Here is a 12,658-nt window from a genome sequence, read left to right on the forward strand (position 1 = left end):
TCATAGAAAGAGCCTCTTCATATCAAAGGATAGGGAATTCTTCCACTTAATGAAAACGACATAAACATACCAATATTTTAAAGTGTTAGTATATTTTTTTGCAGAATAGGGATTGACAGCTTTTTTTCACTTGTTTCGCTGTAACAACTATTACAAAAGTGTTACAATAATGAGTGGTAATTGTAAAAGATTGAAAGGATGAGAGGAGCTACATAAGTGGGAGAGAAACAGCATCAAGGTGCTGCCGAGCAGAAAAAAATCAAGCGCCGGAACGCCTGGAGGATTAATCTCTTTTTCTTCGCTGTATTTAGTTTATTTGCTGTACTTGTGATCAAGCTCGGTGTGCTGCAAATCGTCAATGGTGAGGATTATAAAAAGCAAGCAAACCGAACAGAGGTCAAAACAGCATCATACCCGTCTCCAAGAGGAAAAATGTATGACGCGAGAGGAAGAGTCGTCGTTGATAACGAAAGTGTACCTGCGATCGTTTATACATCAGAAAGCGGTGTGAAAGCGGAGGATAAGATTAAGGTAGCAAGAAAACTTGCGACTTATATAAAAATGGATACTGATTTTTTGAGAGAGCGAGACATTCGAGATTTCTGGCTGGCCAGCCACCCGGAAGAAGCCGATAAGCTTATTTCAAAAGCAGAGAAAAAGGATATCAATGCGAAAGATGTCTATCCGCTTCAAGTGAAGCGTGTGCCAAAGAAAGAAGTAAAGGCCATTGAAAACGATGCAAACGAAAAAGCAGTTGCAGCGATCTACCGAAGATTTACAGGCGGCTATGCCTTTGAGCCTCAAATTGTGAAAGCAATGGACCCAAACGAAGAGAAAAAAGGGGACGAAAAAGTTGCTTTACTCGATGAAACAAAAGAATCAAAACAGACATCATCAGAGAGTTTGACATACGAAGAAATTTCACTTGTATCAGAGCACCTTGATGAACTGCCTGGCGTGAATGTCATCAATGACTGGACAAGAAAATATCCGTATGAAAAGACCCTTTATAATGTACTTGGCGGTGTGACCACACCAGAGCAAGGAATCATGAAAGAGCGTGAAGATTACTATATGGCAAGAGGCTACTCGCGAAATGACCGGGTAGGGAAGAGTTATTTAGAATATCAATACGAGGATTTCTTAAATCCAGAAAAAGCAACCGTTCAATATACACAAGTCGGCGGGAAGCTGCTTGATGAAATCAAGCGGACAGAGGGACGAAGAGGACTTGACCTTGCGCTGACATTTGATATGGAGCTGCAAAAGGAAGTCGACAAGATCGTCGAATCAGAGCTTAGATCCGCTAGTGCAAGAAACTATATGATGGACCGGGCATTTGTTGTCATGATGGATCCTAACACAGGCGACATTCTCGCCATGTCAGGAAAGAAAATGGACGGCAGAGATGTCACAGATTATGCCATTGGAAACTTTACAACGCAATATGAGATGGGCTCTGTCGTAAAAGGAGCCACTGTCCTCTCTGGTTATCAAGACGGGATGTCACACAATCAATCCTATATGGATACACCGCTCTACTTTGCAGGGAGTGGGGGGAAACCGAAAAGGTCTTACAAAGTTCTTGGGTGGGTTAACGACCTTCAGGCGCTTCAAAAAAGCTCAAACGTCTATATGTTCCAAGTAGCGATGAGGATGGCAGGCATCACCTATCAAAAGGATGGTCCTCTGCCAGCAAGACCTGAGCATTTACAAAAAATGAGAAATTATTATGCGCAATTCGGTCTTGGCGTGAAAACAGGGATCGACCTGCCGCAGGAATCAAGCGGAATGCAGACGCATCCTAAGACGGTCGGCGGGCTCTTACTTGATGAAGCAATTGGACAGTATGACACGTACACACCGCTTCAAGTCGCACAATACATGTCGACAATCGCCAATGGAGGCAACCGTGTTCAGCCAAGAGTGGTGAAAAGTGTTCACCTTCCAACGAATAAGGAAGAAGTAGGCCCGGTTGTGAAAAAATATGAGCCGAAGGTGCTGAATACCATTAACAACTCGAAAGCTGATATTGACCGCGTGAAAATGGGCCTGAAAATGGTCACATCAACAGGCGGGACTGCCGCTGGCCGGTTCGGTCAGCATGATGTAGCGGGGAAAACAGGCACAGCCCAAACCTTTTACTATGGCGCCAACCGCAGCTGGTGGGGAAATGCCACGTACAATTTAACCTTTGGCGGATATTATCCTTCTTCTAATCCAAAGGTGGCTTTTAGTGTCGTGACCCCTTATGTCACAGATAAAGATCCTGTCATTAAAACGATCCCGAGTAAAATTGTTGATAAGTACGTTGAATTACAAAAAAAATACGAAAAGCAATAAACAGCAGAGAGCACAGCAAGAGAATGTGCTCTTTTTTGCTGAAAATATGGACGTTTCACTCGATTATGGAAGGAAAATACGGGTTTTCTAGCGAATCTTTTTTATACATCAATCTAAGGACAACCCTAAAAAAATAAAAGGAGGGTCGGACGACGATGGAACAAAAAATGAAAGATTCGAATCAGCTGTATTCGAATATTGATTTACATGCCGTTCTTTCTTCTAATGGCCGCTTTCTCTACATTTCTTCCAACTGTAAACAGCTTTTGCTCTATGAACAAAAGGATGTACTAGGGTGTTTTTTGAAGGACTTTGTTCATAACGAAGATCAATTTCTCGTCGAAAGTTATTTCTACAATCAGCACATGCTAGAGATTTGCCACTTTAGACTGCTAAGAAGTGATCTTACAGCTGTTTGGATTGAAGCAAGCATTGATTTTGTTGCTTGTGATGGTTTAGACAACGAATTAGGTAGAGAAATGATCCTGAAAATGAGGGTGCTGGACTCTGAGCCTCAAAAAGCAGCATTTCAAACAACATCAGACGTGTCAGAACAGTCGTTAGGCAGTCTACCGGCTTTCCAAAATGTCAGTGAAGCTGAAAAGTTAATTGCTATGCTGCCAAATCCGTTATGTATTACGGCGCTTGGGAAAATTGTGTATGCGAACGATGCGATGCTGCAATTAATGGGGGTATGCACAAGAGATGACATGATCGGCAAGTCCACGTTTGATTTTATTGCCGAGGAATACCACGACATAGTGAGAAACCGAATTACAAGGCTGCAGCAAGGCCTTCCAGTCGGAATGATTGAACAAGAATGGAAGAGGAAAGACGGGAGCAGCATTCACATTGAAGTAAAGTCATCGCCTACGATCTATCAAAATCAGCGGGCAGAGCTTTTGCTCTTAGTGGACATCTCATCCCGTAAAAAATTCCAAACCGTCCTTCAAAAAAGCCGAGAGCGGTATCAGCTGCTTATCCAAAATTCAATTGATACGATTGCGGTCATCCATGATCATAAATGGGTGTTTATGAATGAATCGGGCATTAAATTATTTGAAGCCGAACATTACGATAAATTAATAGGAAAGGATATCTTTCATCAAATCCATTCTTGTGATCAGCCAAAAGTCAAAAAAAGCTTGTCGCGTATTATTGAAAGAGCATCAGATTCTGAGATTGTCACGATGAGCTGCCATACGTTTAAGCATAAGCTGATTTATACAGAAATGGTTTGTATCCCAACAACATTCTTTGGAGAAACAGCCGTTCAAATTATTTTAAGAGATATATCCGAGCGAAAGCAGACAGAAGAACTGATGCTGCGCTCTGAAAAATTATCGATTGCAGGCCAATTGGCGGCGGGCATTGCACATGAAATAAGGAATCCATTGACGGCCATTAAAGGCTTTTTGCAGCTCATTAAACCGAAAACAAAAGATCGTGATCAATATTTCGACATTGTTTTCTCTGAGCTGAGCCGGATTGAGGTTATATTAAGTGAGTTGTTAATGCTCGCGAAGCCGCAGCAAACTGCATCGATGCAGACGCTTGATTTGAAAAAAATCATCAGCGAAGTCACGGCTTTGTTAGAAACACAGGCCAACTTAAATGGAATTTTAATGAACACAAGTGACATTGAGGAGGATCTCCTAATGAACGGGGATCAAAATCAGCTCAAGCAGGTGTTTATCAATTTAATCAAAAATGCTGTAGAATCCATGCCGGACGGAGGAAAGGTAGACATTACGGCCAAAGCAGAAAGAGATGGGATACTCGTCACCATTAGAGACGAAGGGGTCGGCATTCCTGAATCAGTCATGAAGCGAATAGGAGAGCCCTTTTTAACCACAAAAGAAAAGGGCACTGGACTCGGCCTCATGGTGACATTTAATATTTTAGAAAATCACAACGGGACGATCCGTGTCGATAGTCAGCCTGAGAAGGGCACCGTGTTTCACATCATGTTTCCTGCAAAATAAAAACAACGGCAAGAGAGCCGTTGTTTCATTCGTCTGTTGAATGTATGGAACGTTTTTCAAGTATAAATTGTTCTAGCCGGTCAAGTCCTTCTTTCAGCGTTTCAAGTGAGTATGCATAGGAAAGGCGCACATACCCCTCGCCTAATGGAGAGAAAGCAGAGCCAGGTACGACAGCAAGTCTTGTACTTTCTAACAGCTCCATGCAAAAATCAAATGAACTCATCCCAAACGATTCAATGGATGGAAAAATATAAAAAGCGCCAGAAGGTTTAATGACCGGAAGCCCCATAGAAATGAGCCGATCATATACATAATCGAGTCTCTTCTTATATTGCTCTCTCATGATGAGTGCATCATCTACACCATTTGTCACGGCTTCAAGTGCCGCCTTTTGTGAGACAGCCGAGGCACAAGACACGTTATATTGATGTACTTTTAATACATGTTTAGCAATTGGAGCTGAAGCAAATAAAAAGCCAATTCTCCATCCGGTCATGCTATGAGATTTTGACAGTCCGTTGACCACAATGGTCTGTTCCTTTAGGAAAGAGGCAATTGAATGATGGGGCCGATCAAATGTCAGCTCACTATAAATTTCGTCGGATAAAATAAAGATGTCCTTTCCTTCAAGCAGCTGGGCAATTTCTTTCAATTCTTCTTCAGAAAGTGTGACACCTGTTGGGTTTGAAGGGTAAGGAAGGACAACACACTTTGTCTTTTCCGTTAATGCATCCTCAATCAGCTTGGCATTTAATTTAAAGCCAGCATTCGTTGTGTCGATATGTACGGGCGCCGCGCCGCACATTCGAATGATCGGTTCATAGCCAGGGTAAACAGGTCCAGGTAAAATGACCTCATCACCCTCAGTCAAAATGGTTCGAAACGCAGCATCAATTGCTTGACTTGCACCTGTTGTGACAATGATTTCTGACTCTGCATCATAATCAAGATTCACTTTCTTCTTGATGTAATGCTGGATCGCTTGTCTTAGCTCTAGGAAACCAGCATTATGAGTATATGAGGTGAAATTCTCGTCAATGGCTGCTTTAGCAGCTGTTTTAACATGATGCGGCGTATAAAAATCGGGCTGACCTATAGTCAATGAAACGACATCCTCATATGACGATACGAGATTTGAAAATGTTCGAATGCCTGAAATTTCAATATCCTTTACTCTTGGATTCAGCAAATGCTCCATTTCTCATCACCTTAAAATATTTATGTTTTTATCCTATTTTACCATTCACTGCATAAATGTCACCTGCGGAAGGGCATCGGATATCATTATATGTAGTCTATTCTCCTATCCATCACAGCATGAGTGATATATTGAAGAAAGAGCAACATTTATTATAGCGTAACCAGCTCGGAAAATACAGGCTGTGATGATGATTAGAAAACGGCAAAACTGCGTAAAATGAAAGAACGTGAGAATGAAGTCATGGGAATGGCTTTCATAGACATACGATCTCCTGAAGGAGGACGATAGATGGAACAATCAGCGAAGACATCGAAAATAGCATTTCTATCCGTGATGAGTAACACATTTGTTGTGATCTTAAAAATCATTGTGGGGCTGTTAACTGGATCTGTTGCTGTTTTATCAGAAGCCATTCATTCCTTTCTCGATTTAATGGCATCTTTTATTGCATTTATCTCTGTTCGTATTTCAAGAAAGCCAGCAGATTCAAAACATCCTTATGGACATGGAAAAGTCGAAAATATTTCTGGAACCATTGAGACCCTGCTGATCTTTGTTGCTGGCATTTGGATCATATACGAATGTGTTCAAAAATTAATGCATCCAGAGCCCGTCAAGCTGCCTGTACTTGGCATTGTGGTCATGCTGTTAGGCGCGCTCATCAATTTTGTTGTATCGAGGGTTGTGAACAAAGAGGCAGAGAGAGTACATTCTGTCGCCATGAAATCGAATGCGCTGCATCTTTTAACAGATGTTTATACGTCATTAGGGGTGGCATTTAGTTTATTGCTTGTTGCATTAACAGATTGGTATTTCCTAGATCCGATCATTGGTATGATTCTGGCCCTTTTTATTATGCGTGAAGCGTTTAAACTCATGAAGGAAGCCTTCCCGCCGCTTGTAGACGCCCGGTTAACACCGGAGGAAGAACAATCGATAGAAGCTATCATTCAAGCATTCAGCCAAGAATTCATTGAATACCATGACTTTCGAACAAGACGGTCTGGTGCAGAAGAATATATTGATTTCCATATGATTGTGGATGGAAAAACTACCATTGAAGATGTTCACCAATTATGTGATCGAATCGAAGAGAAGATTCAGCATGAATTTCCGCATGCACAAATCTTTATTCATGTGGAACCTGAAAGTGAAAGAAGTTCACAAACGTAAAAAGGCGATCAACCTGCCTACAGGTTGTATCGCCTTTTTTTACGCTTCATCTATGAAATGAAATCAATAGCCATAAGCAGTATCGTAATCTTCATACCAAGAGATATAAGCTGTGTCATCATTTGACAAACCATGCTTCATGTCTAAAAAATCAGCTTCGCAAATATCTTCAATCACAGTCATTTCGTTGTTCTTTAATAGTACGACAGTTCCCATCATGAACACCTTTCTTTAAAAAATCCTTGACTATTGTACCATGTGAAGCGCGATTGTCAACAGAAGAATCGAAACAAGACGAAAATATCACAAAATGTTAAAAGGACAGGAGATAAAAGAACTAGAAGTGCCATGATTTTCACAAATTTTCAGTATTTATTCACATAAATCATTCATGACACGCTGATCTAAAATATATGTAAAAGTGTAAAGCTCCATTGATCTTGCTATATCCATAAGATATAATAACGAATGATTATAAGAAATTTATAGAAAACATACATAATAAAGGAGAAATAGGATGGAAACAAACATAGCAGAACCACACATTCAAGAAAAGAAGCATCCTGAGCTAGCAGGCGTGGGCTATCGTTTTCTTGCTCACCTTTTGGACGGTGTCATTATCGGTGTTCCGTATGCCTTCATCATGTTTATTTTGGCGACACTCTTGTTTGTCTCAAGCCCAGAGGCAGCATTGATGCTAGAGGATGACAGCTATTACTACTCTACAACCGTCATAACGGATGAAGAATGGGCTGTCATTATGGGACTTATCTTTTTCTACGTAGGAGCGATTTTGATCGGTATCGTGGTGACATGGCTTTATTACGCCATCATGGAATCATCAAAACTGCAAGGAACTCTTGGCAAAATGGCTCTTGGGATCAAAGTCACAAAAGTAACGGGCGAAAAAGTGACATTCGGAAGAGCAACAGGCCGCTTTTTTGCAAAAGGCTTTTTGTCTCCAATCTTATGTATTGGCTACATCATTGCTTTTTTCACAGAGAAAAAACAAGCACTTCACGATTTGATTGCAAGTACCATTGTAGTGAAGAAATAATGAAAAGAAGCACCTCTGCTAGTATAGTAAGGGGTGCTTTTTGCATAGATCGCTTGTATGGAAGAGGGCAACGTCACATAAAGTAGAATGATAGTGAAAATCCAGGCAGGGAAGGGAGACAATATATTGAGAACAGGAAAAAAGACCGTACAGAAAAAAGGGGCAGGCTTCGGGCTGTTTTTGACAGCACCTGTTTTGGCTTGGGCACTATATGATTTTGCAAATACGATATTTTCATCAAATATGATCACCATTTTCTTTCCATTCTACTTGCAGGAAACGATAGGGGACAGCGCGAGAATGGATCAGATCGCCAGTACCTTTATTTCTTATGCAAACGCACTAGCCAGCTTTTTCCTCGTGATTTTTACACCTTTATACGGTGTGCTAATCGATCGTACAGGAAAGAAGAAGCGCTACATCACGGTGTTTACCCTGATTTGTATTGCTTGTACATTTTTGATGGGGATCTTTGCTGGAATTGATTTCTCAAACGAATGGTTTGGGCTGCCTGTCTCCTTATTAGTGGTGGTCACCTTGTTTGTGATTGCAAAATTTTTCTATCATTCTAGTCTTGTTTTTTATGACACCATGTTGCCCGATCTTGGGACAAAGGATGAAATACCTCTTATTTCTGGATTTGGCATCGCCGTTGGCTATTTAGGAACACTTGTCGGCCTCTCTGTTTATTTACTTGTCGGCAATGACCAGTTTCATGAAGCGTTTATCCCAACAGCACTTTTATTCTTTCTCTTTTTTCTGCCCTTTCTCTTTTTTGTAAAAGATCCTTATCCGCTGCCACAGCAAGTGAAAAAAGCGTCTTTTTTCAGCGGGTATAAAGAGATTATTGGCACGTTCAAAGATATGAAGCAATACAAGCCAGCTTTTATGTTTATGATCGCTTTCTTTTTTATGAATGATGCTTTACAGACAGCAATTGCGATGATGGCCGTTTATGCCAAAATCATCATTGGCTTTACCGCTGGGCAATTTATTTTACTTTATCTTGTATCAACCATTTCAAGTATCATTGGATCCTTTCTATTTGGATATATCACAAAAGCCATCGGGGCAAAGCGCTCGATTACAGTCGTTTATGTCATTTTAATCGTTGCGCTGATTCTGGCTGTGACAGCTTCAACAGAATGGGTATTCTGGGTAGCGGGCAGTTTATTTGGGATCTCACTTGGCGCGAGCTGGGGGGCATCACGGATCTTGATTATTGAGCTGACACCGAAAGAAAAACGCGGACAGTTTTTTGGTCTCTTTGCCTTCTCTGGGAAGGTGTCTTCAATTGTCGGACCGATCATTTATGGCTCAGTCACACTGCTATTTGCAGAGCACGGAAATCTCGCAAGCCGCCTTGCACTAGGGTCTTTACTCATCCTTGCAGCGATAGGACTTGTGATTCATCAATTCGTACGAGAGAAAGCGTAAAGAAACGTCAACTTTTTACCCATGCTGCCGATATAAAAAGTACAATCTTATATAGAAGAATAGAGGGATTTCCGTGGCTTTAAACAAACAAGAAATTTTACTTGACTCTGGTACAAATGAATTGGAAATTGTGAAGTTTGAAATTGGTTCAAATCAATTCGGCATTAACGTGATGAAAGTAAGAGAAATCATTCAGCCAGTTGAGTTGACGGTTGTACCGCACTCTCACCAAGACGTAGAAGGTATGATTAGTTTACGAGGCGAGATTTTACCAGTCATCAATCTATTTTCCTTTTTTAATGTCGAGTCAGATCGGTCCGAACAAGAGAAGTATATCGTGACTGAATTCAACCAACGGAAATTTGTGTTCCATACAGGAACGGTTTCACAAATTCACCGCGTCAGCTGGGAAGAGATTGAAAAGCCGACTGCACTCAATCAAGGCATGGACCGTCATTTAACAGGCATTATTAAGCTTGATGGGAAAATGATTTTCCTTCCAGATTACGAAAAAATCATTTATGATATTGAATCCGCTTCTGGAGTAGAAACGTATCATATGTTTGACGGTGAGAAAGACGAGAGAAGAACAGGGAAGAAGCTGTATGTTGTTGAAGATTCTCCGCTGCTCATGCGTCTATTAACGAATGAATTAACTGAAGCAGGCTATAAAAACATTGTGACCTTTGAAGATGGCAAACAAGCATATGATCATGTCATGGATCTTGTCAGCAAAGGAATCAGTGTGACAGAAGAAATTGATATGATGATTACAGATATCGAAATGCCCAAAATGGATGGTCATCGATTAACAAAACTGCTAAAGGAAAACCCTTTAACGAGCTCCATTCCGATTCTAATCTTCTCTTCGTTAATCACTGAAGATTTGCGGCATAAAGGGGAAACAATCGGAGCAGATGATCAAATTAGTAAACCAGAAATTCATCAGCTCATTGAAAAGGTCGATCACTTTATTATCTAAAGAAAAAACCACTCGGCCTGAGTGGTTTTTTCTGTTTAAAAATAACTTTCCCCGAGTCGTTTGAAGACGGGTTTCGTATAATGTGATTTTTGTTTTGTGGCGGCAGGTTTTTCTTTTAAACCAACATACGTTTGAAGGATTTGTTTTGCTCGGTTTAATGACATATTCGCCTTCGGATTGCGATATGATTGATTTAAATTTCCTAAGTGTGGCAAAAATTCGAAGTCTTCTTTAGTTGGTGGCAGATGAAAATAATAATCTCCAATTTCAATCAGCACGTCGGACTGTTGTTGACTATATTTGGGATTGTTAGAGAAATGTAGGCCCACTTTTCTTCCTTTACCTTCTTGTAATAGTTTTTGCAGCGCACGTTTTTTCAAAAGATAAAGAAACTTGGGATTTGGTGCGGTTTTAGCATGGCGGTTAACAGTATAAATGGCTTTTGCGATGTTTTCTGCTGTAGGTTCTATGTCTTTAGTATGAGCATAATCGTCCATTTTTTCTCTCCTTTGTCTTTCGTCTTCCTGTGCTTAGTATAAATTATACGTTTTTATTGGTAAATTGCAAATGGAGTTATTGTAAAAAGAAAACCTTTGGTATAAAGGGATTAGGGAGGATTAAAAATTTAATGTTTTAGAATCAACCCCCAATACTTCCCCAAAATTATAAATTCATAACCTCTTCAAAAACTTCCACTGATTCTATTTCTAATTATTAGAAAGTATGGATATATATGTCGTTGATCATTGGAGGGGTATTTCCAAGACGGTCAGCAATTACTTTGTCTGGTATTCTTTTGCTTATCAGTATAGTCGCATGAGTATGTCTTAAACCATAAACGGTAATTTTCTTTAGATTTTGATTATCGGCAACTATATTGACAGCATAATTAAGTGAGTTAGGTGATATAGGTTTTCCATTCGTCCGACTAATTAATATGAAATCTTCTTCTTTTAAAGGATGACCAAAGGAAATCTTTAACTCTTTACACCATTTTAGGTACAATTTTAATTGGTTTATTACTTTCCCCCGACTTTATAGTGAGGTAACTATTATTAGTTTTTGGGGGGCCAAGTATGAGAAGCGCAGTATAGTGCGAAATACTTTTTGAGCGCCTTCAAGAAAAATGCTTAATTGTTCAGCAGTAAAAAAATTATCGACAATCATTGTGCTTGGGTTGTCTTTTTTTATTTTAATCTTTTTAAAGCGGTTCTTCTTTATTATTTCGTTTTCGACAGCCGCATTAATACCAATTTTGAAGATTGTATGGTACGCATTAACTGTACCTGGAGTCAATTTGTCTAATAATTAAATGGTGGAATGGTTTTAACAATTGTTTATCTTCAAAAGGAGTTAGTTGGGCGATGATTACATTAGCAGGAAGCATCTGTGGCGGAGCTTGTAGTGTAACAATGGGAACAGCTTGTGCGCCTTGCTTTTATGGCTTAACATTCTTATCAGGGTTTAACATAGGCGAATGCTTTGAAAAAAATATTAGTTAGGTGGTATATAAATGAATCTAGTTCGTGTATTGTGTATTCTGATTTTTATAATATCATTAACGGGATTTATACAAATCATTATAAATAAACAATTTATTTATAATGGGATTATATATATTAATATTCCTATTATCCTTAGCTCTTTCAATCACTATCCCTATACAAAATAAGAATAATAATTCGTAAAGTGAAAACACAATGTAAAAAATGCATCCCTGTTATTGACATATCATCATACAGTCAAAGGTGCAGTTTATCAGGAGCACACCATCTTCATAGCAAAAACACCCCCATACATCCGTCTTCATGTCTCATCTAGCCGTGTCAGCTGGAAAGAATGCGACTCTTTTCATTGAAGGAGCAAAAGAGAGACTTTGAGGTAATAGGGAGTTCTTATAAGAACTGATGGAAATGAAATATATATAAAGTGAACTATTAGATCTTGATAACCACCTATTTAAATAAATGGGTAGTTTCTCAATTTGTATTTCTTTCTTATGTTGAGTCATGATTCCGTCTGAAAGCTTATACCATATGCCAGACAAAAGGGTCGAACATATGGCTTAAAAAATGGACTATTTTGTATGACTAGAATAAGCGCAATAAAAACAACCATTAAAATCAGTGTCATTCGTCATTTTTTTGGCTTCTTCAATGGCGCTTTCACCATTCATGTGTAGACCAATTAATGTACGGCTTGAAGCATCTCCTAGAAACGCACAATCTTCTGTATGTACAACATACTGTCCGTGATCATCTTTTGAATGAATAAAGTAATAACTTTTTAGCATACCCCTCACCTCCAACTTGACTATCCTACTATAAAAATTCCAATAATGTAAAGAATTTTTATTAAAATTGTTACATTTTTATACATATATCTGTTATTTAAAAAAACAAAAAAAGAAAGGATGATCATCTAAATGAACCTTTATAATGAATATGAGATTAAGTTCAATGGGTGTATATGATAAAAGA

At 39.3% G+C, this 12,658-nt stretch carries 11 protein-coding genes; 6 read left to right on the top strand and 5 right to left on the bottom strand.

Translation table 11 applies throughout. The annotated features are described in order from the left end of the window. Nucleotides 1–216: 216 nt before the first annotated feature. Nucleotides 217–2,343 (top strand): peptidoglycan D,D-transpeptidase FtsI family protein, encoded by a 2,127-nt coding sequence (locus tag ACYH0L_RS06575; RefSeq protein ID WP_099728672.1) that lies wholly within the window; start codon nt 217–219, stop codon nt 2,341–2,343. A 155-nt stretch (nt 2,344–2,498) separates the two neighbouring features. Then, entirely contained in the window at nt 2,499–4,328 is a 1,830-nt protein-coding gene (locus ACYH0L_RS06580; RefSeq protein ID WP_099728671.1) for a PAS domain-containing sensor histidine kinase, read from the top strand. Nucleotides 4,329–4,353: 25 nt separating this feature from the next. Here ACYH0L_RS06580 and ACYH0L_RS06585 read toward each other — a convergent pair whose 3' ends face one another. Next, nucleotides 4,354–5,526 carry an aminotransferase A gene (locus ACYH0L_RS06585; RefSeq protein ID WP_099728670.1) on the bottom strand — a complete coding sequence of 391 codons (1,173 nt, stop codon included), beginning with the start codon at nt 5,524–5,526 and terminating at the stop codon, nt 4,354–4,356. A 291-nt stretch (nt 5,527–5,817) separates the two neighbouring features. On the opposite strand from ACYH0L_RS06585, the gene ACYH0L_RS06590 reads away from it, so the two are divergent. Further along, nucleotides 5,818–6,702, top strand: a complete 885-nt coding sequence (locus tag ACYH0L_RS06590) for a cation diffusion facilitator family transporter (RefSeq protein WP_482354433.1) — start codon at nt 5,818–5,820, stop codon at nt 6,700–6,702. Nucleotides 6,703–6,765: 63 nt separating this feature from the next. Here ACYH0L_RS06590 and ACYH0L_RS06595 read toward each other — a convergent pair whose 3' ends face one another. Beyond that, on the bottom strand, nt 6,766–6,921 hold the full coding sequence (locus ACYH0L_RS06595) for a hypothetical protein (RefSeq protein WP_155762186.1): 156 nt from the start codon (nt 6,919–6,921) through the stop codon (nt 6,766–6,768). Nucleotides 6,922–7,219: 298 nt separating this feature from the next. Between ACYH0L_RS06595 and ACYH0L_RS06600 the strand changes: the two genes are divergently transcribed. The 3 genes from ACYH0L_RS06600 (at nt 7,220) to ACYH0L_RS06610 (ending at nt 10,178) form a co-directional block, all read left to right on the top strand. After that, a complete protein-coding gene (locus tag ACYH0L_RS06600; protein ID WP_099728668.1) occupies nt 7,220–7,759 on the top strand; it encodes an RDD family protein in 540 nt (179 codons plus the stop codon). Nucleotides 7,760–7,885: 126 nt separating this feature from the next. Next, nucleotides 7,886–9,196 (top strand): MFS transporter, encoded by a 1,311-nt coding sequence (locus tag ACYH0L_RS06605; RefSeq protein WP_249704659.1) that lies wholly within the window; start codon nt 7,886–7,888, stop codon nt 9,194–9,196. Between the two features lie 73 nt (nt 9,197–9,269). Beyond that, complete coding sequence (locus tag ACYH0L_RS06610) at nt 9,270–10,178, top strand: chemotaxis protein (protein ID WP_367307702.1); 909 nt, start codon at nt 9,270–9,272, stop codon at nt 10,176–10,178. A 35-nt stretch (nt 10,179–10,213) separates the two neighbouring features. On the opposite strand, the gene ACYH0L_RS06615 is transcribed toward ACYH0L_RS06610, so the two are convergent. The 3 genes from ACYH0L_RS06615 to ACYH0L_RS06625 form a co-directional block, all read right to left on the bottom strand. After that, on the bottom strand, nt 10,214–10,675 hold the full coding sequence (locus tag ACYH0L_RS06615; RefSeq protein WP_008356877.1) for a YkyB family protein: 462 nt from the start codon (nt 10,673–10,675) through the stop codon (nt 10,214–10,216). Between the two features lie 217 nt (nt 10,676–10,892). Then, a complete protein-coding gene (locus tag ACYH0L_RS06620) occupies nt 10,893–11,183 on the bottom strand; it encodes a tyrosine-type recombinase/integrase (RefSeq protein ID WP_482354434.1) in 291 nt (96 codons plus the stop codon). A gap of 1,072 nt (nt 11,184–12,255) precedes the next feature. Next, a complete protein-coding gene (locus ACYH0L_RS06625; protein ID WP_034324450.1) occupies nt 12,256–12,471 on the bottom strand; it encodes a hypothetical protein in 216 nt (71 codons plus the stop codon). Nucleotides 12,472–12,658 lie beyond the last annotated feature (187 nt).

Source organism: Bacillus sp. MC1252 (assembly GCF_056838025.1).

What these genes read in the sequence shown, in the direction of transcription:
- ACYH0L_RS06580 (WP_099728671.1), top strand. Translation starts at nt 2,499, where the DNA reads ATGGAACAAAAAATGAAAGATTCGAATCAGCTGTATTCGAATATTGAT.
- ACYH0L_RS06585 (WP_099728670.1), bottom strand. Translation starts at nt 5,526, where the DNA reads ATGGAGCATTTGCTGAATCCAAGAGTAAAGGATATTGAAATTTCAGGC.
- ACYH0L_RS06590 (WP_482354433.1), top strand. Translation starts at nt 5,818, where the DNA reads ATGGAACAATCAGCGAAGACATCGAAAATAGCATTTCTATCCGTGATG.
- ACYH0L_RS06595 (WP_155762186.1), bottom strand. Translation starts at nt 6,921, where the DNA reads ATGATGGGAACTGTCGTACTATTAAAGAACAACGAAATGACTGTGATT.
- ACYH0L_RS06600 (WP_099728668.1), top strand. Translation starts at nt 7,220, where the DNA reads ATGGAAACAAACATAGCAGAACCACACATTCAAGAAAAGAAGCATCCT.
- ACYH0L_RS06615 (WP_008356877.1), bottom strand. Translation starts at nt 10,675, where the DNA reads ATGGACGATTATGCTCATACTAAAGACATAGAACCTACAGCAGAAAAC.
- ACYH0L_RS06625 (WP_034324450.1), bottom strand. Translation starts at nt 12,471, where the DNA reads ATGCTAAAAAGTTATTACTTTATTCATTCAAAAGATGATCACGGACAG.